General features: G+C 60.4%; 22 protein-coding genes. 11 read left to right on the top strand and 11 right to left on the bottom strand.

The features are described 5' to 3' along the window. Positions 1-6: 6 nt before the first annotated feature. The 5 genes from EE36_RS15830 to alr form a co-directional block, all read right to left on the bottom strand. Positions 7-561, bottom strand: coding sequence for a CvpA family protein (locus EE36_RS15830; protein ID WP_005853908.1), 555 nt, complete (start codon positions 559-561; stop codon positions 7-9). A gap of 28 nt (positions 562-589) precedes the next feature. Further along, entirely contained in the window at positions 590-1957 is a 1368-nt protein-coding gene (gene radA / locus EE36_RS15825; protein ID WP_005853906.1) for a DNA repair protein RadA, read from the bottom strand. Positions 1958-2017: 60 nt separating this feature from the next. Beyond that, positions 2018-2785 carry a hypothetical protein gene (locus tag EE36_RS15820; protein WP_005853904.1) on the bottom strand — a complete coding sequence of 256 codons (768 nt, stop codon included), beginning with the start codon at positions 2783-2785 and terminating at the stop codon, positions 2018-2020. Between the two features lie 166 nt (positions 2786-2951). Then, complete coding sequence (locus EE36_RS15815; RefSeq protein WP_005853902.1) at positions 2952-3425, bottom strand: paraquat-inducible protein A; 474 nt, start codon at positions 3423-3425, stop codon at positions 2952-2954. Then, on the bottom strand, positions 3415-4449 hold the full coding sequence (gene alr / locus EE36_RS15810; RefSeq protein WP_005853900.1) for an alanine racemase: 1035 nt from the start codon (positions 4447-4449) through the stop codon (positions 3415-3417). The genes EE36_RS15815 and alr overlap by 11 nt, the downstream gene beginning before the upstream one ends. 237 nt (positions 4450-4686) lie before the next feature. Here alr and EE36_RS15805 point away from each other — a divergent pair, with 237 nt between their 5' ends. Together EE36_RS15805 and EE36_RS15800 are read left to right on the top strand one after the other, a co-directional pair. Continuing rightward, complete coding sequence (locus tag EE36_RS15805; protein WP_005853898.1) at positions 4687-6003, top strand: dienelactone hydrolase family protein; 1317 nt, start codon at positions 4687-4689, stop codon at positions 6001-6003. A 12-nt stretch (positions 6004-6015) separates the two neighbouring features. Then, a complete protein-coding gene (locus tag EE36_RS15800) occupies positions 6016-6741 on the top strand; it encodes a sterol desaturase family protein (protein WP_005853897.1) in 726 nt (241 codons plus the stop codon). A gap of 45 nt (positions 6742-6786) precedes the next feature. Here the strand turns inward: EE36_RS15800 and EE36_RS15795 are convergent, their stop codons facing one another. The 4 genes from EE36_RS15795 to EE36_RS15780 all read right to left on the bottom strand — a co-directional run bounded on the left by EE36_RS15795 (position 6787) and on the right by EE36_RS15780 (position 11331). Further along, positions 6787-8289, bottom strand: a complete 1503-nt coding sequence (locus EE36_RS15795) for a replicative DNA helicase (RefSeq protein ID WP_005853895.1) — start codon at positions 8287-8289, stop codon at positions 6787-6789. A 157-nt stretch (positions 8290-8446) separates the two neighbouring features. Further along, entirely contained in the window at positions 8447-9127 is a 681-nt protein-coding gene (locus EE36_RS15790; RefSeq protein ID WP_005853893.1) for an orotate phosphoribosyltransferase, read from the bottom strand. A gap of 95 nt (positions 9128-9222) precedes the next feature. Then, a complete protein-coding gene (pyrC, locus tag EE36_RS15785; RefSeq protein ID WP_005853891.1) occupies positions 9223-10260 on the bottom strand; it encodes a dihydroorotase in 1038 nt (345 codons plus the stop codon). Between the two features lie 69 nt (positions 10261-10329). Further along, positions 10330-11331, bottom strand: a complete 1002-nt coding sequence (locus tag EE36_RS15780) for a hypothetical protein (protein WP_005853889.1) — start codon at positions 11329-11331, stop codon at positions 10330-10332. Between the two features lie 214 nt (positions 11332-11545). On the opposite strand from EE36_RS15780, the gene EE36_RS15775 reads away from it, so the two are divergent. Together EE36_RS15775 and EE36_RS15770 are read left to right on the top strand one after the other, a co-directional pair. Next, on the top strand, positions 11546-12457 hold the full coding sequence (locus tag EE36_RS15775) for a MoxR family ATPase (RefSeq protein WP_005853886.1): 912 nt from the start codon (positions 11546-11548) through the stop codon (positions 12455-12457). A 76-nt stretch (positions 12458-12533) separates the two neighbouring features. After that, a complete protein-coding gene (locus EE36_RS15770) occupies positions 12534-13796 on the top strand; it encodes a VWA domain-containing protein (RefSeq protein WP_005853884.1) in 1263 nt (420 codons plus the stop codon). Here EE36_RS15770 and purL read toward each other — a convergent pair. Then, positions 13793-15952, bottom strand: coding sequence for a phosphoribosylformylglycinamidine synthase subunit PurL (gene purL, locus EE36_RS15765; protein WP_005853882.1), 2160 nt, complete (start codon positions 15950-15952; stop codon positions 13793-13795). The genes EE36_RS15770 and purL overlap by 4 nt on opposite strands. A 252-nt stretch (positions 15953-16204) precedes the next feature. Beyond that, on the bottom strand, positions 16205-17110 hold the full coding sequence (locus tag EE36_RS15760; RefSeq protein ID WP_005853880.1) for a LysR family transcriptional regulator: 906 nt from the start codon (positions 17108-17110) through the stop codon (positions 16205-16207). A gap of 261 nt (positions 17111-17371) precedes the next feature. On the opposite strand from EE36_RS15760, the gene EE36_RS15755 reads away from it, so the two are divergent. The 7 genes from EE36_RS15755 to EE36_RS15725 all read left to right on the top strand — a co-directional run bounded on the left by EE36_RS15755 (position 17372) and on the right by EE36_RS15725 (position 25371). Beyond that, positions 17372-20788 carry an indolepyruvate ferredoxin oxidoreductase family protein gene (locus EE36_RS15755; protein WP_005853878.1) on the top strand — a complete coding sequence of 1139 codons (3417 nt, stop codon included), beginning with the start codon at positions 17372-17374 and terminating at the stop codon, positions 20786-20788. Between the two features lie 97 nt (positions 20789-20885). Then, positions 20886-21776, top strand: a complete 891-nt coding sequence (locus tag EE36_RS15750) for a lysophospholipid acyltransferase family protein (protein WP_198005507.1) — start codon at positions 20886-20888, stop codon at positions 21774-21776. Between the two features lie 12 nt (positions 21777-21788). Further along, positions 21789-22598: a glutamate racemase gene (locus EE36_RS15745; protein ID WP_005853874.1), complete on the top strand. Its 810-nt coding sequence runs from the start codon at positions 21789-21791 to the stop codon at positions 22596-22598. Positions 22599-22634: 36 nt separating this feature from the next. After that, positions 22635-23663 (top strand): N-acetyl-gamma-glutamyl-phosphate reductase, encoded by a 1029-nt coding sequence (argC, locus tag EE36_RS15740; protein WP_005853872.1) that lies wholly within the window; start codon positions 22635-22637, stop codon positions 23661-23663. Positions 23664-23669: 6 nt separating this feature from the next. Next, positions 23670-24113, top strand: a complete 444-nt coding sequence (gene ccmE / locus EE36_RS15735) for a cytochrome c maturation protein CcmE (protein WP_005853870.1) — start codon at positions 23670-23672, stop codon at positions 24111-24113. Positions 24114-24193: 80 nt separating this feature from the next. Further along, the gene (locus EE36_RS15730; protein ID WP_005853868.1) at positions 24194-24805 is read left to right on the top strand and encodes a holin-associated N-acetylmuramidase; all 612 of its coding nucleotides are present in this window, start codon (positions 24194-24196) and stop codon (positions 24803-24805) included. Next, positions 24796-25371, top strand: coding sequence for a holin family protein (locus tag EE36_RS15725; RefSeq protein ID WP_005853866.1), 576 nt, complete (start codon positions 24796-24798; stop codon positions 25369-25371). The genes EE36_RS15730 and EE36_RS15725 overlap by 10 nt, the downstream gene beginning before the upstream one ends. Positions 25372-25427 lie beyond the last annotated feature (56 nt).

Below are 25427 nucleotides of genomic sequence, written 5' to 3'. Positions count from 1 at the left end.
CGGCGATTAGGCACCGCAAGCACCAACCAAAGCCTCGTAGCGGGTGGTGATCCAGCCCAATGCGGCTTCCGGGTTCTGCTCTTCGATCTGGCCGGTAAAGCGCCCGAAGACCTGTGCCGACCGGCTTTCGTCCACCATGGTGAAGGTCTGGCCGGTGATCACGGTGTCATAGACAAAGAAGGCGATGGCGACCAAGAGGATGCCGCGCGCTACGCCGAAAAGGAACCCGAGCCCCTGATCCAGACCACCCAGAACAGAGCGCTGCACCAGCGACGAAAACAACGGGGTGAACAGCGAGACCACAATCAGCGCAATGGCAAAGACGATGGCAAAGGCCCCGATGATCGATAGTTCACAACTGTCGGCAAGGAATTCGCCCACAACAGGGATCTCTGACACCAGCGGTTCAACCTGCGGCGCGAAGAGAAACGCAAGGATCGCGGCGGCAATCCAGCCCACGATCGCCATAAATTCGCGTACAAGCCCGCGGCCATAAGCCAGCAAAGCCGACAGAACGATGACAAGCGCCACAACCCCGTCAATGATGGTAAAACCTTCCATGGTCGTCTTGCCTTCCTTGAAGGGGCGGTTAGCCAGCCCCGAATATTTCGCCTACAAATCCGGTGAGATCGCTCATGGTGTTAAGCGTTATGCCGTTCTTGCCCACCGGTTTTCCGCCCGCGGGCGCGATGGCGCTGGTAAAACCAAGTTTTTGCGCTTCTTTCAACCTGTTTTCGGTCTGACTGGCGGGGCGTAGCGCACCGGACAGGCTGATTTCGCCGAAAACAACGGTTTCCGCGGGCAAAGCCACGTCTTCGCGCGCGCTGAGCAACGCGGCCGCGACCGCCAAATCCGCCGCAGGCTCCGAGATTTTCATGCCGCCTGCCACGTTGAGGTAAACATCAAGCCCCGCAAAGGGGATGCCGCAACGGGCCTCTAGCACGGCGAGGATCATCGCAAGCCGTCCCCCGTCCCAGCCCACAACCGTACGCCGCGCCTGCGAATGAGGCGACGGGGCCACAAGCGCCTGAAGCTCGCATAAAACAGGGCGGGTGCCTTCGATACCTGCGAAAACCACTGACCCCGCGGCGGGCGTGCCGCGTTCGGAGAGAAACAGGGCAGAGGGGTTGGTGACCTCTGCCAGCCCTTCGCCGGTCATCTCGAACACGCCGATCTCGTCGGCGGGGCCAAAGCGGTTCTTGACCGCGCGCAAGATGCGGAACTGGTGGCCGCGCTCGCCCTCGAAATACAGCACGGTATCGACCATATGCTCGACCACGCGCGGCCCCGCGATCTGCCCGTCCTTGGTGACATGCCCCACAAGAATCACGGAAACGCCGCGCCGTTTGGCAAAGCTTGTCAGCTCGTGCGCGGCGGCGCGGACCTGACTGACGGACCCGGGGGCGGAATCGACGTTATCGGCCCACATGGTCTGAATCGAATCGATGATGACCAGATCGGGCTTCACCTCTTCAAGTGTGGTCAGGATATCGCGCAGATTGGTTTCGGCGGCCAACTGCACCGAGGCGTCGGACAGCCCCAAACGCTGCGCCCGCATACGGACCTGCGCCGAGGCTTCCTCTCCGCTGACGTAGATTGTTTTCAAACCGCTGCGAGCAAAATGGGCCGCTGCTTGCAGCAAAAGGGTGGATTTCCCGATGCCCGGATCGCCGCCCACCAGAATGGCAGAGGACGGTACCAGCCCGCCGCCCAAAACGCGATCCAGCTCGGCAATGCCGGATTGGCTGCGGGGCGGGGGCGTGTCCTTGGTGGTGAGGTCGGTCAACACCATCGCCGCACCGCGGCGGGTGCCAAGCGATTTGCTGGGCGGGCCGGATGAAATGCCCTTGTCCTGCTGGATCGTATTCCATTCGCCGCAGGCATCACAGCGCCCGGACCATTTGTTATAGGTCGCACCGCAAGCCGTGCATGAAAATGTAACGGGAGATTTAGCCATGCGTCTTTCTGGCCGAACAAAGGGGAAACGTCAAAGCAAAACCTTGGCGCCCACGCGGGGTTACTCTGCTGCTTTGGGCGGCAGCTCTACCACGCGTGAATCGCGGGCCATTTCATCCGCCGATACGGTACGTTCGATTCCCAGTTCGGGCATGATCTCGCGCATTTCGGCGCGCAGGCGTTCCAGCTGTGCCGCGGCCACGCTTTCTTCCAGCTCGACCTCGTGCAGCCAGTGCTTCATTTCGGACGTGATGCCTTTGGCCTGATCCAGACGGCTGTTGAACAGGTTCACTTCCTCCTGACGCTGCTTGAGGAAATTGCGCGCGCGTTCGATTTTCTCGTCGGCATAGACGGTCGCCAGCTCTTTCGAGATGTGGCTCATCTGCGCGGCGACTTCCAGAAGGGCGGGTTCAAGCGTGCTGAGATCAGGGTGATCGCGCAGATAAGCCAGCCGTTCGCGGACCGAGTCGAATTCGGAGGACATGTGAAAAACGTCGCCGCGATCCGCTGCATGCACCGCCCCGTAGGCGCGGGTGATGTCATCCATGTTCAGCGCAAATTTGCGGTGCGATGTCTCAAGCTGCATGATGCGGCGGTTGGTGGGGATGAAAAAGCAGATGCCCACGGCCAGAATGGTCAGGCCGATCTGCGCATACATCCCTGCATTCTCAACGGGTTGCCCGTCATAGTTGAGCGGTAGTTCAATCCAGGCCCATTGGCCAAGCGCGGCCATAGCGGTACAGACGGTGATCGCCACGGCGGCAACAGCGAAAACCGCGAATGCGAGTCTTTGAAAAAGATACTGAATAAGTGCCGTCAACGCGTTCATCTGTCTCACCTTGTGCTTGAGTTGCTGTTGTAAGCAAGAATATGCCGATGTTGGCAAAAGGCGAAGAAAATCTTGAATTTTCCGTAAATGAATCGAATTTACTTGGGAAATTCCAAATAATTCTACCTGTGCGAGTGGGCTAGTAGTGTAGAAAACACCAGCTTGCCTAGGCGATTTTCTGCGCGCGGTGCCCGATACACAGCGACGCGAGGATGCAGCCTGTGAACAGGTATAGCCCCCAAGCCGTCTCGATCCGCCCGATCCCGATTCCCTTTGACAGGGTCACATAGAGCGCGATCAGAAACACATCCGCCATCGCCAGTTTGCCGATTGCCTGCAAGACGGGCAGGGCGCGTGGGCCGATCAGGCGGAACTGAACCAGCGTCAAGCCGACTGTCTTTACATAAGGCGCGACAAGGGCAAAAATCGCGACGATCAGCGCCAGAAACAGGTCGGTGTCCCATAGGGATTTCAGCCCGCTCAGGACAGAGATTTCGGTGAGCCCGAACAGTGGCAGCACGCCCGCCCGCAATAAAGGCGCGGCCCATGCAACAGGGTAGAGGATCAGCAGAGACAGGTTTGCGACGCGCAGCAGCATATCAAAGCGATCTGCGCGGAGGCGTGCCCCATCACTCCACATAGACCCGGTCATAGCGCGCGCCAAGCGCGGTCAGCACCTCGTAGCCGATGGTGCCCGCAAACCCGGCGACCGTATCAACAGACTGATAGTTCCCGATCAGCTGCAAATGCTCTGGCACCTCTGTCAGGCTGGTCACATCGACGGTGATCAGATCCATAGAGACACGGCCAACAACGGGCAGTTTGCGCCCCTCGTGGGTGAAAGTGGCCCCGTTGCCCAAGGCGCGGATCAACCCGTCGGCATAACCGGCAGCAACCGTGGCGACCAATGTCGGGCGGGGTGCCGTCCAGGCGCAGCCATAGCCGACGGGCTGGCCCGTCGCGACTTCGCGCACCTGAATGACAGGCACATCCAGCGTCACCACCGGCATCGCATCGGCGAAGGGCAATCCGCCGTAGACCCCGATGCCCGGGCGGGTCAGGTCAAAGTGGTAGTCACGGCCAAGCATGATCCCCCCCGTCGCGGCCAAGGATCGTGGCACGTTCAACCCATCCGTCATTTCGCGGAAGGTCTTGAGCTGGCGGGCATTCATCGGGTGGTTCGGTTCATCCGCGCAGGCCAGATGCGACATGATCAAGGTCGGGTTCTGCGCCAGGGCGATGTCGCGCAGCGCGGCCCATTCCGCGGGGTCCATGCCAAGGCGGTTCATGCCGCTGTTCAGCTGCACCCCGAAACGATGGCCGGGCAGGGCTTCGACATGGGCGATCATCTGGTCGACCGAATTGATCATCGGCGTCAGGGCCGCGCTCCGGATCATATCGGCGTCACCGGGCATATGCCCCGCAAAGACGTTGATCGCTGGGCCGGGCCCCAACACGCGACGCAGGGCCACGCCCTCTTCCGCGACAGCGACAAAGAACTTGCGCGCGCCTTGGGCGGCGAGAACCGGGGCCACGCGGTCAACGCCCAGACCATAGGCATTCGCCTTGATCACGGCACCGGTGTCGCAGCCGGTCATTTTGTTCAGCGCCTGCCAATTGGCGGCAATCGCATTGAGGTCGATAGAGAGGGTGGCTGTTGTCATGGGATTTGTTTTGACCGTATGCCCGCCAAGGTCAAGCCACGACCAAGGTCACCGGCCAATAATCCCACGCCTTGCGGGGAGGGGGGCGGAATGTTTGGCCCATTTCCCTAACGTAACGAAACCTTCGCATGATGCTTGCATGGTGCCGCGAACGCGATAGCTTGGTTCCTGACAAAAGACAGGCTGCGCGCAGTAGCCGGATATAAAACGGGAGAGAGTTCAATGCGAGTTTCAACAATGACAACGGGGCCCGTGCTGGCGGTGGTCACGGCGATGGCCGCGCCTATGGCGCTGGCCGAGAACCGGATCGATACCCAGATGCCCACAGCCCCTGATATGGCGGCCTATGGCGACGAAGCGATCGGCGTACGCCAGCTTGACCTGGTGCATAAGGACCAGATCGATATCTTGTCCATCGATCCCGCAGCGGACAAACCTGAAACCCTGCCGCGCTATGATCGCCCGCTGACCGTAGAGGTCTGGTACCCCGCCGCGGACGGGGCCACCGGCGACACCGCGATCAAGGCGTTCATCCGCGATGGCAAGACCGAGGTCACCTTGCAAGGCAAAGCCATGCGCGACGCGGATCCCGCACAGCCCGACGCGGCCTATCCGCTGGTCATCGTTTCCCACGGCTATCCCGGCAACCGCTTCCTGATGTCCCATCTGGCCGAGAATATCGCGTCAAAGGGCTATGTCGTGGCGTCCATCGATCACCTGGATTCCACCTATCGCACGCAGGCGGCCTTTGGCTCTACGCTGGTGAACCGGTCGCTGGACCAGCTTTTCGTGCTGGATGAAATGGCGCGTCTGTCGCAAGATGAAAGCTCTTTTCTCAATGGGTTGGTGGATGCGGATAACACCGGTTTGATCGGCTATTCCATGGGCGGCTACGGCGCGGTGATCACCGCAGGTGGTGGCGTGACCGAAGCGTCGGTCGGCTATGGCTGGGGCGGGCCCCATGGCACCTTGGGCATCCATCAGGCGGGGTCCGAGACGTATAACAACCTGCCGGATCCACGTATCAAGACCGCCATCGCGATCGGCCCCTGGGGCATGAACACGGGCTTCTGGGATGCCGAAGGCTTGAAGGGCGTGCAGATCCCCATGCTGTTCATGGCCGGGTCCGAGGATATGGTATCGCTGTACGAAAAAGGCGTGCGCGCCATTTGGGAAAACGCCAGCAGCGTCGACCGCGCCTTGCTGACCTTTGAAAACGGCGGCCATAATGCGGCGGCCCCGATGCCTGCGCCTGCGGAATCCTTTCGCGATGACGCTGACCTGGGGTTCAACGTGTCGGGCCACTATACCGATCCGGTCTGGGACACGGTGCGCATGAACAACATCGCGCAGCATTTCGCCACCGTCTGGATGGCACAGCATCTCAAGGGCGATGCCGAAATGGGGGCCTATCTTGATCTGGTCGAAAACTCCAACGACGGGGTCTGGTCGATGAACGAGGATGGCACCCCGAAGGAGGATCACAGCTATTGGAAGGGGTTCGACAAGGACACCGCCAAAGGGTTGCGCTATGAAACCCTGTCGCCCGAGTAAGGGACACCGCTGATGATGCGCTTGCGTATCATGTTCTCGCATGCGGCCGTCGTGGTGATGGCGGTCGCCTGTGGGGCGGGGCTGGTTGGCTTGGCGCTGTTCGCGCCGCTATGGGTCTGGGCGCTGATCCCTTTCGGAGTCGCGGCGCAGATGCTGAATGAATACAACCTGCACCGCTATGTATTCCACCTGTCGCCCCCGCGGGCGCAATGGGCATTCAACCTGCTGTATATGGCGCACTACGGTCATCATGATTTCCCGACCAACACCAAGCTGTTTTTCGTGCCGATCTGGGTCGCTTTGCCGATGCTACTGGTGAACGGAGGGCTGCTGTGGGGCGTTCTTGCCCTGTTTGGTGTGCCGCAGGCAGGCTGGATCGCCGTGGCCATCGTGCCAGTGGGCGGGGTGCTGACCTTTCTGGTCTATGAATGGTTCCACATGACCGCCCATGTGAACGTGCCCAAAACGCGGGTAGAGCGTTATGTGACCACGCTGCACAACCAGCATCACTTCCGTGATTTCAGCAAGTGGTTCCACGTCAGCCCCGGCGGGGCGGTGATTGACCGCGCTATGGGGACGGCGATTGACCGCGAGGCGCTAAAGCACCAGCAACGAATTGAATTCATTCGTACTTTGGGGATGCGACCCAATGACCCTAGGCTGATCGCGGCGCGGGAACGCTTTGCCGCGAAATACAATCTGTCAGAGGCAGAGATCGCCCGCGCGGCGGTTGTCTGACCTCCGCACATAGCGTGTATTCATTAAATTAAAGGGGTGTGGCGATCAGAACTCCTGATCGCCGCCGCCATTTTCACTCTGCCACGGTTTCACAAGGTTACCAAAGCGGGTGTAGCGCCCTTCAAAGCTGAGATCGACAGTACCAATCGGGCCGTGACGCTGCTTGCCGATGACCACTTCGGCGCGACCGTGCAAACGCTCCATCTCTTCTTGCCAGATCGCCATTTTATCCAGCTCGTGATCGCCGGGCTTTTCGCGTTCCTTATAGTATTCCTCGCGGAACACGAACATCACCACGTCGGCATCCTGTTCGATCGACCCGGATTCACGCAAGTCTGACAGCTGCGGGCGCTTATCTTCGCGGTTTTCAACCTGACGCGACAGCTGCGACAGGGCGATCACGGGGATGTTGAGCTCTTTGGCGATGGCCTTGAGGCCCATGGTGATTTCCGAGATCTCGTTCACCCGGTTTTCGCCTTTGCCCGTCCCGCGTACCAGCTGGAGATAGTCGATAATCAACACGTCCAGCCCATGGGTCCGCTTGAGCCGCCGCGCACGGGCGGCCAGCTGGCTGATCGGCAGGGCGGGCGTGTCGTCGATATACAGCGGGCAGGCTTCCAGCGCTTTGGCGGCATCGACGAAACGGCGGAATTCGGTCTCTGTCATATCACCCGACCGGATCTGGTGGGACGGGATCTCGGCCGCTTCGGACAGGATACGCGCGGCCAACTGCTCCGCGCTCATCTCGAGGCTGTAGAACCCGACAACGCCACCATCTACTGCGCCTTCGGTGCCGTCATGCAAGGTGCCACGGCGGTAGGCTTTGGCGACGTTGAAGGCGATGTTCGTCGCAAGCGAGGTTTTCCCCATCGACGGACGACCGGCAAGGATCAAAAGGTCAGAGGGGTGCAACCCGCCCAGCTTTTTATCCATATCAATCAGACCGGTAGAGACACCGGATAGGCCACCGTCGCGCTGGTAGGCCGCATTGGCCACGTTGACCGCATCGGTCACGGCTTTCAGAAAACTCTGGAAACCGCTTTCGGTCTGACCCTGCTCTGCGAGCTTATAGAGTTTCTGTTCGGCCTCGACGATCTGTTCGCGCGGCTCTGACGCGACATCGACCTGTGCGGCTTTGGCCGCGATGTCACGGCCCAGCTGGATCAGGTCGCGGCGCACCGCCAGATCATAGATCATCTGCGCATAGTCGCGCACGGCAAAGGCGCTGATCGCGGCACCGGCAAGGCGCACCAGATAGGCGGGGCCGCCCAGTTCTTTCAGCCCTTCGTCATCCTCCATAAACGCTTTGAGCGTCACGGGGGAGGCAAGGTTGTTCTTGGCGATCCGCGCGGCGGCGATCTCGAAAATACGGGCGTGAACGGGGTCGTAGAAATGCTTGGGACCGATGACAGACGCCACGCGGTCGTAGATATCGTTGTTGGTCAGGATCGCGCCCAACAACTGCTGTTCCGCTTCGATGGAATGCGGCATTGTCTCGGCCGCTTGAACCGTTAGCTGGTTACCGTCGATGCTTGAAATCTCGTTCATGCTACGTGTTGCCCCACTGATTAATGACCCGAGGCTTATCTACCCGAGCCGCCCGTCATCCCGCAATCTTTATAAGCTGTGGATAACCTTATCTCTGCGCTAGCGTAGCATATGTCGCGTGATTTTACACCACGCGACACAATATCATGTGGATTGCTTAGGTTTTTTTCCGCGCATCCTGCCACGCTTCTGGCGCGTTCAGGAAGGCTTCGACCTCGGTCAGGGTTTCTGTGTCAAACGCGTTCTGGGCTTTGGCCTCGGCCAGCACATCCCACCAGGTGCAAAGGCTGTGCAACGTAACCCCGTGATCGCCCAAGGTCTTTTCTGTCTGCGGAAAAATACCGTAGTAAAAGATCACTGCCGTATGCGCGCAGGTTGCACCGGTATCGCGAATCGCGTCGACAAAGCTGATCTTCGAGCCGCCATCGGTGGTTAGATCCTCGACCAGCAGAACGCGTTGGCCTTCGGTCATTTCACCTTCAATCCGGGCGTTGCGGCCATAGCCTTTGGGCTTCTTGCGCACATAGGTCATGGGCAGCGCCATGCGCTCGGCCACCATCGCGGCAAAGGGGATGCCCGCGGTTTCACCGCCCGCGATATTGTCAAACGCCTCGAATCCCGCTTCGCGCATCACGGTGACGGTCAGGAAGTCCATCAAGGTGGCGCGGATGCGCGGATAGCTGATCAGCTTGCGGCAATCGATATAGGTCGGGCTCGGCAGGCCGGAGGCGAGGGTAAAGGGCTCTGCCGCGTTGAAATGAACGGCCTTGATCTCCAGCAACATCCGCGCGGTCAGACGCGCCATTTCGGTAGAGTCGGGGTAGCTGGTGGGGATCATGTCATGCGTTCCTTTTGGGGCCTTGGCGTTGAGGGCGGTGGTGGCCGGTCTCATCCTGCTGCGACCGGCAAACTGTCTTTGGTGCTGGGGGGGCGTCAGTCGGTGACGGACCAGTTCAGCGGCATCATCGGATCGAACACGGTGACCGGCCCGTCGGGCGTGTCGATGTGATCGGGGTAGGTCGCCGGTGCGCGGGTCAGCGTCATCGTCGCCTCGTTCGGGGAAAGCCCGTAGAAATCCGGCCCGTTCAGCGAGGTAAACCGTTCCAATTGGTCGAGCGCGTCTTCCTGTTCAAAGACCTCGGCCAGGATCGACATGGTGTTGGGCGCGGTAAAGCAGCCGGCACAGCCGCAGGGCAGCAGCTTGTTCGCGTCCGTGTGAGGCGCGGAATCCGTGCCCAGAAAGAAACGCGCGTCGCCCGAAGTCGCGGCAGCACGCAGGGCCAGACGGTGGCTCTCGCGTTTGGCGACGGGCAGGCAGTAGTAATGCGGTTTGATCCCACCGGCGAGGATATGGTTGCGGTTGATCACCAGATGGTGCGTGGTGATGGTCGCGCCCAGATTCCCGGTGCTTTCCGTGACATACTGGGCGGCGTCGGCGGTGGTAATATGCTCCATCACGACTTTCAGCCCCGCATGACGGGTGCGGATCGGGTCAAGCACGCGGTCGATGAACACGGCCTCGCGGTCGAAAATGTCGATCTCGGGGTCGGTGACCTCGCCGTGGGTGCACAGGGGTAGGCCGATCTCGGCCATGCGTTCCAGCACGGGCGCAACAGTGTCAAAGTTCGACACGCCGCTGGCTGAATTTGTCGTCGCACCAGCGGGGTAGAGCTTGACCGCGGTGATCAACCCGCTGGCATGGGCGGCCGCCACATCGTCGGGATCGGTATCCTCGGTCAGATACAGGGTCATCAGCGGCTTGAAATCCGCGCCCTCGGGCAGTGCCGCTAGGATACGATCGCGGTAGGCGGCCGCATCGGCACCACGCACCACCGGGGGCACCAGATTGGGCATGATGATGGCGCGGGCAAAATGCGCGGCGGTATGGGGCAAAACGGCGTCTAGCATCGCGCCGTCGCGCAGGTGCAGGTGCCAATCATCGGGGCGTCGAAGCGTGAGGGTCTGTGTCATGGGCTCCCCGCTAGCACAGGGCGTGCGGGCGCGCTAGTCTCGGGTTGGTCAAAGGGACCGCAGCAAACGTCAGCCGGTGGTTTTGGCTGCATCCTGCGATGGCGTATCCTGTTCCTCTGCAGTCCCGTTTTCCTGTGCGACGCGCAGGGCCAGTTCGGCCTCTAACTGCTTTTTGCGCCGGACAAACCGAGGGGCCGACATGTGCCCTGTCACGAAATTGCATAGCGTGAGCGTCAACGGATCGCGCTGCTCGCGTTCCAGCGCGGCAAGCAGGCCCTTCAGATAGGGGCGGTGATCGCGGCGCGCCCGGGCGATGCGTGCAAAGCTCGCGATTGTCAGCTCGCCATCGGCTGCAAGGGTCAGCAGGTTTTCGAACTGGTCAAGCTCCAGCAGTTTCGACTGCAGCGCCGTGCCCATGCGCCGCATCCGAAGTTTGGTCACATTGGGGCGGGTAAAGAGGCTGGCATGCATCGCGTCCAGCGGCACAGTCGGGTCATAGATCACAAAGGCGGCCTCGGCCGCGTCCAGCATATCGGGGGCATATCCGAACCGGGAGGTGAAATCAGTGCGCCGCATCTCGACAAAGCGATCGTCCCATTCGGTCACGCTGGGGTCCAGCGTCGCTTGCGGCTGGATGGCAACGACCTTTGCGCCCGGTGCCGCGACAGAGAATGCCGCAGCCGCATAGCCGCCCGGACCCGCGCCATAAAAGACCACGCGGTCAAAGCTGTCGAAAAAGCCATCGTCGATCAGCCGGTCGAAAAACGCGTAAACGGGCGCGTCCCGGAACCATGTATCCCCTTCAGACGCCAGACAAAGATGCGACCAGCCCTCGCTGCGCACCATTTCCCACCCCAAGGGATGCGCCATAGACGACAAGGCGCGCATCCCGTTGATGGTTTCAAAGCTGACCAGCAGGGTAGAGGATTTTTCCAGAAACATCGCATGGTGTCGTGACCCGAGCGCTTCATAGAACCCGCCATTCTGCGCGACCTGCTTCACAGCATCCATCCACTCGCTTTTGGAATAGTCCTCAAAAGACGTGTCGAGCGTTACGGCGGTATCGATCATGGTAAACTTCCTCAATCGTATCTGGGCACAGGAAACCCCCTGGCTTTTGGTCTGAGGTATCGGCGCATTAAGGCGAAAATGCGGAGATTTGAAGCACATTTATAGCACATTCTGTGGTCGCTCCAAGGCATAGAGTCTGTTGAACCCCGTGCAGACCCCTTGACCGCGCGGGATCAGAATGCACCACTCGTCCCAATCACAACCGGAGAATGCCATGCAACTGCCCCCTTCGATCGACGCCGTGCAAGAGCTGCTTGCGGGGCAGGGATATGTCTGCGGGCGGCCTTTGGCCACGGTGGTGTTCCTGAGCCTGACCTTGGGCCGGCCGCTGTTCCTCGAGGGAGAGGCAGGCGTCGGCAAGACAGAGATCGCCAAAGCATTGGCGCTGGCCTTGGACCGCAAGTTGATCCGGTTGCAATGCTATGAAGGGCTGGATGCCGCCACGGCGGTCTACGAATGGAACTTCCCTGCGCAGATGGTGGCAATCCGCACGGCTGAGGCCACGGGTGATCGCTCGCGACAGCAGCTCACAACAGAACTCTTTAGCGACGACTTTCTGATCGAACGCCCCTTGCTCGAAGCGATGCGCCCTGACGGCCGCGGCGCCCCCATCCTGTTGATCGACGAGCTTGACCGCACGGACGCCCCGTTCGAAGCCTTCCTGCTTGAGGCGCTCAGCGATTTTCAGGTCACGATCCCCGAACTCGGCACGATCAAGGCTCCCGAGCCGCCCATCGTGATCCTGACCTCGAACCGCACGCGCGAGGTGCATGACGCGCTCAAACGCCGCTGTCTTTATCACTGGGTCGACTATCCCGATTTCCCCCGCGAGATGGAGATTCTGGCCGCCCGCGCCCCCGAAGCCTCAGCCGCGCTCAGCCGCGAGGTCGTGGCCTTTGTCCAGCAGCTTCGGACCGAGGACCTGTTCAAGAAGCCCGGCGTGGCCGAAACCATCGATTGGGCAAAATGTCTGCTGGCGCTGGATGTGATCAACCTCAGCCCCGAAACCATTGCGGATACGCTTGGGGCGATCCTGAAATACCAGGATGACATCGCCAAACTGCAAGGATCAGAGGCGAAACGCATCCTCGATCAAGCCAAAGCCACGCTGGACGCGACCCCTTGACGGATACTGCCGCTTCCAAATGGTCTAAAATCCTCGGGGGTCCGGGGGCCGACAGCCCCCGGCGGCAGGCGACCTGATGGAACATCTGCCCCTGGATCTGCCCGATAACCCCAAACTTGCCGGCAATATCACCCATTTCGCCCGTGCCCTACGTCGCGCCGGTTTGCCTATTGGCCCCGGTCGCGTGATTGACGCAATCCGCGCGGTAGAGGTGGCGGGGTTCACCGATAAAACCGACTTCTACTGGACCCTGCACGCCTGCTTTGTGAACCGTCCTGAACACCGGACCGTCTTTGCGCAGCTCTTCCGGCTTTATTGGCGCGACCCGCGGTATCTGGAACATATGATGGCCGCGATGCTGCCCGCGATCCGTGGCGTGCAGGAAGACCGCCCCGCCCAAGCCGCCGAGAAACGCGCGGCAGAGGCGCTGCTGGACGGTGCCGAAGCGCCGGAACGCGACCGCGAAGAACCGCAAGATGAAGGCGAGACAGAGATCGAGGTCGATGCCAGCCTGACCATGTCCTCGCAAGAACGGCTGCGCAGTCTTGATTTCGAACTGATGAGCCTCGCGGAGGTGGCGGAGGCTAAGAAGATGCTGGCGCGGTTGCGTCTGCCGGTCAAACCCATGCCGTCGCGCCGTGCCATGACATCCCCGAGGGGGCGGATCGACGCGGGGCGCAGCCTGCGGGCCGCGCTGCGCCGGGGCGGAGAGATGGACAAGCTGGTGCTGAAAACCCCGCGCCCACGCTATCCCAATCTGGTGGTGCTTTGTGATATCTCCGGTTCCATGAGCCAATATTCCCGCATGGTGCTGCATTTCCTGCACGCGGTGAGCAATGCCAAGGGCGCGGGGTGGGCGCAGGTGCATGCGTTTACCTTTGGCACGCGGCTGACCAATATCACCCGCCATCTGGCGACGCGCGACGTGGATGCAGCGCTCAAGGCGGCGGGGGCAGAGGCGCAGGATTGGGAGGGCGGCACGCGCATCGGGGCCTGTATAGAGGCGTTCAACCGCGATTGGTCGCGGCGGGTCATGGGGCAGGGTGCGGTTGTGCTGTTGATCACTGACGGGCTGGACCGCGATGCGCCCGATGATCTGGCGCGACAGATGCAGCGGTTGCATCTGTCCGCACGTCGGCTGATCTGGCTAAATCCGCTGCTGCGGTGGGACGGGTTCGCGCCCAAAGCGGCGGGTATCCGTGCGATGTTGCCCTTTACCGACAGCTTTCGGGCCGGTCACTCGATTGCGTCGTTGCAAGAACTGGCAGAGGTGATCTCCCGCCCCGATGACCGGGGCGAGAAAACGCGATTGATGCAAATGATGGGGGCGACCCCTTAGGCGAAGGTTTCGGCAAAAGCCCCGCGATAGGTCGCTGACAGGTCAGCCAAAGGCGCTTTGACGCCGCCGAAGTTCACTTGATCCCCGCCGAACTTGCCGACGCTTTCCAGATGCAGACCGGCGTTTTGCGCGGCGATCATCAGGGCTTCGGCCTGATCGAAGTTACAGGCGATCAGATAGCGGGCTTGATCCTCGCCAAACAGAACCTGCGTATCGGCAGAATCCAGGGTCACGCCGACGCCGGCCTCGTCCGCCAGTTCAAAGGCTGCCAGTGCCAGACCGCCATCAGACAGGTCGGTGCAGGCTTTGATCAACGCGCGGTTGGCACGGATGAATTCACCGTGGGCCTTCTCCAGCGCCAGATCGACATGGGGGGCGTCGCCATCGCGGCGGTTGAACACTTCAAGCAGCAGGGCGGATTGTCCGATGTGCCCTTCGGTGGCCCCAAGAACCAAAGCGACATGGCCCTCGCGGACCTCTTTGCCGATGATCTCGTCCGTGTGCTTCAGCAGGCCGACCGCGCCGATGGTGGGGGTGGGCAGAATGCCTTTGCCGTCGGTTTCGTTATACAGCGACACGTTGCCCGATACGATCGGCATGTCCAACGCGGCAACCGCTTCGCCGATGCCTTTCAGCGCGCCAACGAACTGGCCCATGATCTCGGGCTTTTCGGGGTTGCCGAAGTTGAGGTTGTCGGTGGTCGCCAGCGGCAGTGCCCCCACGGCGCAGAGGTTGCGGTAGGCTTCGGCCACGGCCTGTTTGCCGCCTTCGACAGGGTTCGCCTTGACGTAGCGGGGGGTCACATCCGAGGTAAAGGCGATCGCCTTGTCGGTGCCATGTACGCGTACGATGCCTGATCCCAGACCGGGGGTGCGGGCGCTGTCGCCCATGACCATTGTGTCGTATTGTTCAAACACCCACGCTTTGGACGCGTAGTTCGGGCTGGAGATCAGCGCGCTCAGCCCGTCGATGGGGTCGATGCCGGGAACATCCGACAGCGGTTCGGCTGCGGGTGTCTCGACATAGGGGCGGTCGTATTCGGGCGCGTTGCCCGAGAGCGCTTTAAGCGGCAGGTCGGCTTTGACCTCGCCATTGTGCACGATCAAGAAACGGTCCTCGGCGATTGTTTCGCCTACGATGGCGAAATCGAGGTCCCATTTGTCGAAGACGGCTTTCGCCTCTGCCTCAAGCTCGGGGCGCAGGACCATCAGCATCCGTTCCTGGGATTCCGACAGCATCATTTCATAGGCGGTCATGGCGTGTTCGCGGGTCGGGACCTTTTCGAGGTCAAGGCGCACACCAAGGTTGCCCTTGTCGCCCATTTCCACGGCCGAACAGGTCAGGCCTGCAGCGCCCATATCCTGAATGGAGATCACGGCACCGGTCGCCATCAGTTCGAGCGTGGCTTCCATCAGGCGTTTTTCGGTGAAGGGGTCGCCAACCTGAACGGTGGGACGTTTGTCTTCGATGGTGTCGTCGAACTCGGCCGATGCCATCGTCGCACCGCCCACACCGTCGCGGCCAGTTTTCGCACCAAGGTAAACGACTGGCATGCCAACGCCGGAAGCGGCGGAATAGAAGATCTTGTCAGTGTCGGCCAAACCCGCGGCAAAGGCATTCACAAGGCAGTTGCCGTCATAGGCGGTGTCAAAGCGCACTTCGCCCCCCACCGTCGGCACGCCAAAGCAGTTACCATAGCCGCCAACGCCTGCAACCACGCCATGCACCAGCTGACGGGTCTTGCGGTGGTCGGGCGACCCGAAGCTAAGAGAGTTCATCGCCGCGATCGGACGCGCGCCCATCGTGAAGACGTCCCGCAGGATGCCGCCCACGCCAGTCGCCGCACCCTGATAGGGTTCGATGTAGGACGGGTGGTTGTGGCTTTCCATTTTGAAGACCAACGCTTGGCCGTCACCGATATCAACGATGCCCGCATTCTCGCCCGGTCCGCAGATCACCTGTGGGCCTTCGGTCGGTAGGGTACGCAGCCATTTCTTTGACGACTTGTAGGAACAGTGTTCGTTCCACATGGCCGAAAAGATGCCCAGTTCGGTAAAGGTGGGTTCGCGCCCGATGATATCCAGAATACGCTGATATTCTTCGGCGTTGATGCCGTGGCTGGAAATCAGGTCTTGGGTGATGGCTGGTTCGGTCATGGTGCGCGTTGTCCCCTAGCAATATGCCACACCTCTTAGATCAAGCGCAGCGCGGGGAAAAGACCTAAGGCTCGTGAAGCGCCATAGCCAAAAAAAAGGCCGAGCACGAAGCTCGGCCGAGTCCAACAGGGAGGTATGAAGTAGCGGCGCGGAGCCGCCCGTCTTCATACCGCCCAATTAAGTGGCGTTTGTGCACGGTTCAAGGATGGAATCGTTAATCTATGACATGCCCGTTATGCGGTTTTCGCATAGCTAGTGGGACTCTTTCTCGCGCAGCAGTTTGCGGTGGGTAATGATCTCGTCCTGCACGAAGTCTTTAAAGGCCGCGACCCGCTTGGAGGCGCGCAATTCTTCGGGGTAGGCAAGGAATACGGGCACATCCGCCGACTCGGTCTCTGGCAGAACTTGCACCAGATCGGGGAAGTCTTGGATGAGGTAGTCGGGTAGTACGCCGATCCCGAGGTTGTTGATCACCGCTTGCAATACGCCAAAGTAGTTGTTCACCGTCAGCATCGACCGCACGTCATGCATCATAAGCTGCTGGATCAGGTTCAGACCCGCATGCACCTGGTTGCTGTCGGTGTTCTGGCAGATCAGACGGTGGTCCGACATATCCTCAAGCCGCTGGGGCGTGCCGTTCGCCGCAAGATAGGCGGGCGAGGCGTACATGCACATCTTGATCATCATCAGCTTCTTGCGCACCAGATCGGCTTGCGACGGCTCTTTCATGCGGATGGCGACATCGGCTTCGCGCATGGGCAGGTCAAGGACGCGTTCTTCGAGCATCAGGTCGACCTTGAGGTCGGGGTATTTCTCGTAGAGCTTCGGCAGGCGCGGGGCCAGCCATAGGGTGCCAAAGCCCGTGGTCGTGGTGACACGCAATTCGCCAAAGACTTCTTCTTCGCTGTCGCGGATGCGCGCAGCAGCGGTATCCAGCCGTTTGGACATGGCGACGGTGGCGTCGAACAGCAGCTCGCCTTGTTCGGTCAGGATCAGGCCGCGTGCGTGGCGGTGGAACAGGTTGGTGTTCAGCTGCTCTTCCAGTCCGCGGATCTGGCGACTGACGGCAGATTGCGACAAATTCAGCTTGTCGCCCGCATGGGTCAAGCTGCCCGCGTCCGCCACGGCGTGAAATATTCTGAGCTTGTCCCAATCCATGAGGACTACCTTTATAATGAGCGCAGTGTTCGCAAGAACGGTCATCTTTGCGCGTTTTACAGTTTAAAAACAACCCTTCGACGCGGCGCATCGGTATATGTGCGGTTATCTTATCACGGATAGATCGGGCGGAGGTGCAAAAGATCAAGCCCCGCGCCCTGGCGCTTTATGACCTAGGGGCAGATACAACGCTAGACAGGTCAGCTTTTGTGACCTAGTGTGATGCCATAGCTATTGATTGCACGTAGGGGAGGACGCGCTATGGGTACGCAAAAAATTTCACTAACTGACCGGTATGACCTCGAGAAATCGCCCGTGTTGCTGAACGGCACGCAGGCGTTGGTGCGCCTGACGATGATGCAGGCGGCACGGGACAAGGCGGCAGGGTTGAATACCGCCGGATACGTGACCGGATATCGTGGATCGCCACTGGGGGCCGTTGACCTTCAGATGGACCGCGCCGCCAAGACGCTGGCCGCGCATAACGTCGTGTTCGAACCGGGCCTGAACGAAGATCTTGCCGCTACGGCCCTATGGGGCAGCCAGCAGGCAGAATTGCGCGGTGAGGGGAAGTACGACGGTGTATTTGGCCTGTGGTACGGTAAGGGCCCGGGTGTGGACCGCTCTGGCGATGTGATGCGTCACGCGAATATGGCGGGCTCGTCCGTGAACGGTGGTGTTCTGATGGCCATGGGGGATGACCACACGGGTGAATCCTCTACCGTGTTGCACCAGTCAGAATGGGCGATGGTGGATGCCTATATGCCCGTCGTCAGCCCCGCCGGTGTGCAGGAGTTCCTTGATTACGGTATCTATGGCTGGGCGCTAAGCCGTTTCAGCGGGCTGTGGGTCGGGCTCAAGACGATGAAAGACACCGTAGAGGCGACATCGGTCGTGAATGGGGACCCGAACCGAATGAAGCTGGTCACCCCGCAGTTCGATATGCCCGACGGTGGGCTGAACATCCGTCTGCAAGACACGCCGCATCTGCAAGAAGCGCGGATGATCGACTGTAAGCGCTTTGCCGCAGAGGCGTTTAGCCACGCCAACAAGATGGACAAACGCATGTGGGGCAAGCGCGGTGCCAAGATCGGCATCGCGGCAGCCGGCAAGAACTGGCTGGATGTGATCCACGCCATGAGCTTGCTGAACATCGACGAGAACGAAGCCGAACGTCTGGGAATCACGCTCTATAAGATCGGGCAGACCTTCCCGCTGGACATGAAGGGGTTCCATGAGTGGGCCGAAGGGCTCGATCTGGTGATCGTCGTGGAAGAGAAGCGCAAGCTGATCGAGGTGCAGATCAAAGAGGCGCTGTTCTCGGATACGCATCGCCGCGTCTATGGCTGGCACAAAGGCGGTGGTGCCGGGATGGAGCATGGCGAAGAGCTGTTCCCCACCCGTGGCGCACTGGACCCGATCTGGATTGCCGAAAAGCTGGGCGGTATCTTTATCGAGGAAGGCCGCACCACCGATGGCATCAAGGCGGGTATGGAAGCGCTGGATACCGCGCGACGTGCCGATAACGCCGAAGACATCGCCGCGCGTGTGCCCTACTTCTGTTCGGGCTGTCCGCATAACTCATCAACCAAGCTACCAGAGGGAAGCCGCGCCTACGCCGGGATCGGTTGCCACTATATGGTGCAATGGATGGATCGCGAGACAACCGGCTTTACCCATATGGGAGGGGAAGGCGCGAACTGGATCGGTGAATCCAAATTCTCGACACGCGACCATGTGTTCCAGAACCTCGGTGACGGGACATACAACCATTCGGGTAATCTGGCGATCCGTGCGGCCATCGCGGCCAAGACGAACATCACCTACAAGATCCTTTATAACGATGCCGTTGCCATGACCGGTGGCCAGCATAACGAAGGCGATCTGGACGCGCCGCGTATCGTGGCAGAGGTGAAGGCCATGGGCGTCAAGAATATCGCCGTGGTCTATGACGAGAAAGAAGACGTAGACGAAAAAGCCTTTGGCGACGTGCCGATGTACGAGCGTGCAGACCTGCAGACCGTGCAAGAGAATTTCGCCAAACACAAAGGCGTCAGCGTCATCGTCTATATCCAGACCTGCGCCGCCGAGAAACGTCGCCGTCGCAAACGGGGGCTGTTCCCTGATCCCGACAAGCGCGTGTTCATCAATACCGATGTCTGCGAAGGCTGCGGGGATTGTGGTGTGCAGTCCAACTGCGTCTCGATCGTGCCCGAAGAAACAGAACTGGGGCGCAAACGGGCGATTGATCAATCCTCGTGCAACAAGGATTTCTCGTGCGTCAAAGGGTTCTGCCCATCCTTCGTGACGCTGGAAGGGGCGAAGATCCGTAAGGATCCCACGACAGAGGTCAAGATCCCCGACCTGCCCATGCCGACCCTGCCAGCGATCAATGGCACGCATAACGTGGTGATCACCGGTGTCGGTGGGACCGGCGTTGTGACCATCGGTGCCGTGCTGGCGCAAGCCGCGCAGATTGACGGCAAGGGCGCTGGGATGATGGAGATGGCAGGCCTTGCCCAAAAGGGCGGTGCCGTGCATATCCATTGCCGCATTGCGAACCGTCCCGAAGACATCAGCGCCATTCGCGTGGCAACGGGTGAAGCGGATGCGTTGATCGGGGGCGATCTTGTTGTCTCTGCCGGGACCAAGACGCTTGGCCTGACGCGCGCTGGGCGGACGGGGGCGGTCGTGAACTCGCACCAGATCATCACGGGCGAGTTTACCCGCGATACCGAGTTCCAGATGCCCTACGACCGGCTGACCCTCGCGCTTGAGGCGCGGCTCAAGGATGACGTCGCGCTGTTTGATGCCTCTGATTTGGCGAAGGCGACGCTGGGGGATTCGATCTATTCGAACATGATGATCTTCGGCGCAGCGTGGCAGCAAGGGTTGATCCCGCTGTCGCTGGACAGCTTGCAACAGGCGATCACGTTGAACGGTGCCGCGGTCGAGCGGAACCTGCGTGCGTTTGAACTGGGCCGTTGGGCCGTGCTGCACCCCGAAGACGCCAAGCGCGTGATGACGCCCAATGTCGTCGCCCTGCCGAAAACGCTGGACGAACGGATCGCCTTCCGCAAGGACCACCTGATCGCCTATCAGGGCAAGCGGCTGGCGAAGCGTTATGGCACCATGGTGGACAGCATTACCGACGCGCGCCTGAAAGAGGCCGTGGCCTTGGGCTACCACAAGCTCTTGTCCTATAAGGATGAATACGAGGTCGCGCGCCTGTTGAAATCCACCCGCGCCAAAGTGGCAGAGGCCTTTGAGGGGGATCCCAAGCTGACCTTCAACCTTGCGCCACCGATCCTGTCGAAAACCGGCGCGGATGGCCGTCCGATGAAACGGACCTTTGGCGCGTGGATGGAGGGGCCGTTCAACATGCTGGCGCGGATGAAGTTCCTGCGCGGCACGCCGTTCGATCCCTTTGGCCGCACCGAAGAACGCCGGATGGAGCGGTCCTTGATCACGCAATACGAGGCCGACATGAAGGATGTTCTGCCCAAGCTGACTGATGCAACCCACGACGCGATTGTCGCCTTGGCAGAGCTTCCCTTGCAGATCCGCGGCTTTGGTCCGGTGAAGCAGGCGAATGAAGCCAAGGCCGCAAAGCGGCGCGAAGAGCTGCTGGCCGTCATCCGGTCAGGGGGCACGCAAAACTCGCGCGCGGCAGAGTAGGCAGAGTAGGCTGAATAAGCTGTTTGTCACGCGACTGTCATGATCCACTGCTAGAGGGCAAGGCAAAGCCCGTGAAAAGGAACCGACCTTGACCCTCTTGCAGCCCGATCTTCGGCCTCTGACAGCGCGTGACATCAGCTATGCCTATTCCGCCAAGTCGCGGCCCGCGCGTGCCTTCATCCGCCTGATGGAGAATAGCACAGGGCGGTTGGGGCTGATGAAACGCGCAACCGGCTATGAAGACGACATGGCGCGCGGGATGGGGTTCTTTGACGTGATGGCGCAGCGCTATGGGCTGACGCTTGATGTCGTGGGCGGCAGTCTGGCGAACATCCCTGAAACAGGGCCTGTCATCGCGCTGGCGAACCATCCTTACGGTATTCTGGACGGGTTGATGCTGGGACATATGTTGGCGCGCCGCCGGGACGGGTTCAAGATCATGGCCCATTCGGTCTTTAACCGCGCACCCGACCTGAACCGCCATTTGCTGCCGATCAGTTTTGACGAGGACAAGGCCGCGCTGGCGCTGAACCTGCGCACGCGCAAGACCGCGCTGGAGTATCTGGGGCAGGGTGGCGCGGTTGGTATCTTTCCGGGGGGCACCGTCAGCACCAGCGCACGGCCGTTTTCGCGCCCCATGGACCCGGGCTGGCGCAGCTTTACCGCCCGCATGATCGCGAAATCGGATGCCACCGTCGTGCCGATCTACTTTGACGGCCACACCAGCCGCCTGTTCCAGATTGCCAGCCATCTGCATCACACCCTGCGCATGGGACTGCTGATCAAGGAATTCCGCAAACGGGTCGACACGCCCGTGCGCGTAGTCATCGGCGACCCCATCGGCAGAAACGTGCTGGACCCCATGGCAAAAGACGCAAAAGCTATGATGGATTTCCTGCGCAAAGCGACGTATGAGTTGTCACCAGACCCGGCAAAATCCTTTGATCTGGGGTTTGAATTTGAAGGTCGGCATCGTGCCGACAGGTGACGGCAAGGTGTTATGGCAGTTGGTATTTTCGATTCTGGGCTAGGCGGGCTGACCGTTTGGGATGCCGTGCAGGCACAGCTACCGGATGTGGATTTCGTGTATTTGGCCGATAGCGCCCATGCGCCCTACGGTGTGCGCAACGCGGATGACATTTATAACCTGACCACTGCTGCAACCCAGCGTCTGTTTGATGCGGGCTGCGATCTGGTGATCCTGGCGTGCAACACGGCCTCTGCTGCGGCGCTACGCCGGATGCAGGAAGGATGGATCCCGTCGGACAAGCGCGTGTTGGGCGTCTTTGTGCCGCTGATCGAGGCGATGACAGAACGCCAATGGGGCGACAATTCCCCCCCGCGCGAGGTGGATCTCAAGCATGTGGCGCTGTTTGCGACGCCCGCAACGGTGGCAAGCCGTGCGTTCCAGCGTGAACTGGCCTTTCGGGCGATCGGCGTCGATGTCGAAGCGCAGGCCTGTGGTGGTGTCGTCGATGCGATCGAGGACGGTGATTTCATCCTCGCCGAAGCGCTGGTGCGCAGCCATGTGGACGCGCTGAAACGCAAGATGCCCGCACCCGAAGCGGCCATTCTGGGTTGCACCCATTACCCGCTGATGCAGGAAACCTTTCAGGACGCGCTTGGCCCCGATGTCAAAGTGTTTAGCCAAGCCAATCTGGTCGCCCATAGTCTAAGCGACTATCTAAAGCGTCACCCCAATATGCTGGGCACGGGCGAGGCGGCTTTCCTGACCACGGGCGACCCCAAAAAGGTCAGCAGCCGTGCCACGCAATTCTTGCGACGACCGTTGACCTTTCAAGCGGCCTAACACGTATTTGCTAACACTTTCCGAACGGAACCCGACATGACCCATAATATCGCCATTCTTGGTGCCTCCGGCTATACCGGAGCCGAGCTGATCCGGCTGATCGCTGGCCATTCCTCTATGCAGATCAAAGCTTTGGGGGCAAACTCCAAGGCGGGGCAAACCATCGCAGAGGTGTTTCCACATCTGCGCCATCTCGACCTGCCCGCATTGGTCACCATCGAAGAGATCGATTTCTCGGACATTGACCTGTGCTTTTGCGCCTTGCCCCATAAAACCAGCCAAGAGGTCATTGCCAACCTGCCTAAAGACCTGAAAATCGTCGATCTTTCGGCAGATTTCCGGCTGCGCGACCCCGAGGCCTACGCCAAGTGGTACGGCAACCCCCATGCCGCGCTGGAGCAGCAGAAAGAGGCGGTCTATGGCCTCACCGAATTCTACCGCGAAGAGATCAAATCCGCGCGTCTTGTGGCCGGTACAGGCTGCAACGCCGCCACCGGCCAGTTCGCCCTGCGCCCCTTGATCGAAAAAGGGGTGATTGATCTGGACGACATCATCCTTGACCTCAAATGCGCCGTGTCCGGTGCGGGGCGGTCGTTGAAGGAAAACCTGCTGCATGCAGAACTGTCCGAGGGGTATCACGCCTATTCCCTTGGCGGGACGCACCGCCATCTGGGTGAGTTTGATCAGGAGTTTTCCGCCATTGCTGGCCGTCCGGTTAAGGTGCAGTTCACCCCTCATCTGGTGCCCGCCAACCGCGGTATTTTGGCGACCGTCTATGTCAAAGGCGACGCCGAGGTGATCCACAAAACCCTTGCCGCGGCCTATGATGCAGAGCCCTTTATCGAGGTGCTGCCCATGGGGGAGGCCCCGAGCACGCGCCATATTCGCGGGTCGAACTTCTGTCATATCGGCGTGGTGGCAGACCGGATTGACGGCCGTGCCATTGTGGTTGCCGCGCTCGATAATTTGACCAAGGGCTCCAGCGGGCAGGCGTTGCAAAACGCCAACCTGATGTTAGGTATTGACGAGGTCGAGGGGCTGATGATGGCTCCGCTATTTCCCTGAGGGCGCATGAAAAGTCTTAAAAAGCAACGGCGTATCCAGATCATCGGCGTCGCGGTCGTGGCGCTTGTGCTGTCCACGGCGCTGATTGGATATGCCATGCGCGACGGGATCAACTTTTTCCGCGCGCCCAGTCAGGTGATCGCCGAACCCCCCGGCCCGACAGAGGTGTTCCGCATCGGTGGCCTGGTCGAAGAAGGCAGCCTTGTGCGCGGGGATGGTCTGACGATCCGCTTTTCCGTGACCGATGGCGGCGCGGCTGTGCCTGTGACCTACAGCGGTGTATTGCCCGATCTGTTCGAGGAAAATCAAGGCATGGTGGGGACAGGGCGTTACATCAACGGCACCTTCGAAGCGACTGAAATCCTTGCCAAACATGACGAGACCTACATGCCGAAAGAGGTCGTCGACGCCCTGAAAGAGCAAGGCGTTTATGTTGCCCCCGAGGGGTGATGCGTACGGGCCTGCCGGGTTTCGTTAACATCTGAGACGTCATTCTTGCAGCAGTGCAACCTGCAAGAAGGGCCAATTTGATGCAAACTGTTGAGGAAATTGCAAAGTCCATCGTCGCGCGTGAGGGGGGCTTTGTGAATGACCCCGATGATCCGGGCGGGGCAACGAACCACGGCGTCACCATCCACACGCTGCGTCGGCTGGGGCTGGATGTGAACCGTGACGGCGCAGTAAATCTCGCCGATGTTCAAGAGCTTACTCAAGATCAAGCGACCGAGATATTCATCACCCATTACTTCCACAAACCCAAGATCGCGCAGCTGCCCCGTCCGCTCCAGCCCTCCGTTTTCGACATGTACGTGAATGCGGGGGCGAATGCGGTGAAGATTCTTCAGCGATTGTTAAGAGATATGGGGTTTGATGTGGCCGTGGACGGGGCGCTTGGACCGCAAACGCTTGGCGCTACGGGGCGCGCTTACGCCGCTGCACCTGCGCAGATGGTGGACGCCTACGCCGTGGCGCGGCGCAACTATTACTTTGGGCTGGCGGATCAGCGCCCCGCAAGTCGCAAATACGCCCGCACAAGGGCCGGAAAGAAGGGAGGATGGATCAAACGGGCAGAGGAATTCATGTCGCCGCGGTACCATCTGAGCATCCGTGACTTTAACGAAAGGGTCGCGGCATGGGGATGATTGATACCGCGCTTGCGTTGGTCTTTGGCGACGGCCGCAATGTGGTGCGCGACACGGTCGAGGTATTTCGCGCCAATGCGGAAAAGACGGCCGGCCGTGATGCGACCGCGCGGGAACAGGCTATGGTGCAATTTGGGGCGGAATTCGCTGTGCCCCGCAAGGGACGGTTTGACCGTTTCATGGACGGGCTGAACCGGCTTCCGCGTCCAGCGCTGGCGCTTGGTACCTTGGGCTTGTTCATCACGGCGATGGTTGATCCGGTCTGGTTTGCCAGCCGGATGCAGGGCGTGTCGCTGGTGCCAGATCCGTTATGGTGGCTTCTGGGGGTTGTCGTGTCCTTCTACTTTGGCGCGCGGCATCAGGTAAAAACACAAGAGTTCCAACGCTCTATCGCGCGCACCATTGCGCAGACGCCAACGGTCATGCGGCATATCCAAGAGCTGGAAACGCTGCGTGTTGATGGTGTTGAAGAAGGGGCCCTGCGGGATCTGGAAGGCGCATCTGACGCAGTGCGCGACAGATCGGACAACGCGGCGCTTGCGGACTGGCGCAGGGTTGCAGGGTAAGGGGGCCTGCGACGCTTTGCTGCGCACAGTCGTGTGATTTCGCGGTGAATCGGCAT

Origin of the sequence: Sulfitobacter sp. EE-36 (assembly GCF_000152605.1) — a bacterium.
Taxonomy (GTDB): domain Bacteria; phylum Pseudomonadota; class Alphaproteobacteria; order Rhodobacterales; family Rhodobacteraceae; genus Sulfitobacter; species Sulfitobacter pontiacus.
Note: the sequence above shows the minus strand (reverse complement) of the source record. Positions and strands in the feature narration are given on the sequence as shown.

Coding starts and splice junctions, on each gene's coding strand:
- EE36_RS15830 (WP_005853908.1), bottom strand. CDS start 561: ATGGAAGGTTTTACCATCATTGACGGGGTTGTGGCGCTTGTCATCGTT.
- radA (WP_005853906.1), bottom strand. CDS start 1,957: ATGGCTAAATCTCCCGTTACATTTTCATGCACGGCTTGCGGTGCGACC.
- EE36_RS15820 (WP_005853904.1), bottom strand. CDS start 2,785: ATGAACGCGTTGACGGCACTTATTCAGTATCTTTTTCAAAGACTCGCA.
- EE36_RS15815 (WP_005853902.1), bottom strand. CDS start 3,425: ATGTGGAGTGATGGGGCACGCCTCCGCGCAGATCGCTTTGATATGCTG.
- alr (WP_005853900.1), bottom strand. CDS start 4,449: ATGACAACAGCCACCCTCTCTATCGACCTCAATGCGATTGCCGCCAAT.
- EE36_RS15805 (WP_005853898.1), top strand. CDS start 4,687: ATGACAACGGGGCCCGTGCTGGCGGTGGTCACGGCGATGGCCGCGCCT.
- EE36_RS15800 (WP_005853897.1), top strand. CDS start 6,016: ATGATGCGCTTGCGTATCATGTTCTCGCATGCGGCCGTCGTGGTGATG.
- EE36_RS15795 (WP_005853895.1), bottom strand. CDS start 8,289: ATGAACGAGATTTCAAGCATCGACGGTAACCAGCTAACGGTTCAAGCG.
- EE36_RS15790 (WP_005853893.1), bottom strand. CDS start 9,127: ATGATCCCCACCAGCTACCCCGACTCTACCGAAATGGCGCGTCTGACC.
- pyrC (WP_005853891.1), bottom strand. CDS start 10,260: ATGACACAGACCCTCACGCTTCGACGCCCCGATGATTGGCACCTGCAC.
- EE36_RS15780 (WP_005853889.1), bottom strand. CDS start 11,331: ATGATCGATACCGCCGTAACGCTCGACACGTCTTTTGAGGACTATTCC.
- EE36_RS15775 (WP_005853886.1), top strand. CDS start 11,546: ATGCAACTGCCCCCTTCGATCGACGCCGTGCAAGAGCTGCTTGCGGGG.
- EE36_RS15770 (WP_005853884.1), top strand. CDS start 12,534: ATGGAACATCTGCCCCTGGATCTGCCCGATAACCCCAAACTTGCCGGC.
- purL (WP_005853882.1), bottom strand. CDS start 15,952: ATGACCGAACCAGCCATCACCCAAGACCTGATTTCCAGCCACGGCATC.
- EE36_RS15760 (WP_005853880.1), bottom strand. CDS start 17,110: ATGGATTGGGACAAGCTCAGAATATTTCACGCCGTGGCGGACGCGGGC.
- EE36_RS15755 (WP_005853878.1), top strand. CDS start 17,372: ATGGGTACGCAAAAAATTTCACTAACTGACCGGTATGACCTCGAGAAA.
- EE36_RS15745 (WP_005853874.1), top strand. CDS start 21,789: ATGGCAGTTGGTATTTTCGATTCTGGGCTAGGCGGGCTGACCGTTTGG.
- argC (WP_005853872.1), top strand. CDS start 22,635: ATGACCCATAATATCGCCATTCTTGGTGCCTCCGGCTATACCGGAGCC.
- ccmE (WP_005853870.1), top strand. CDS start 23,670: ATGAAAAGTCTTAAAAAGCAACGGCGTATCCAGATCATCGGCGTCGCG.
- EE36_RS15730 (WP_005853868.1), top strand. CDS start 24,194: ATGCAAACTGTTGAGGAAATTGCAAAGTCCATCGTCGCGCGTGAGGGG.
- EE36_RS15725 (WP_005853866.1), top strand. CDS start 24,796: ATGGGGATGATTGATACCGCGCTTGCGTTGGTCTTTGGCGACGGCCGC.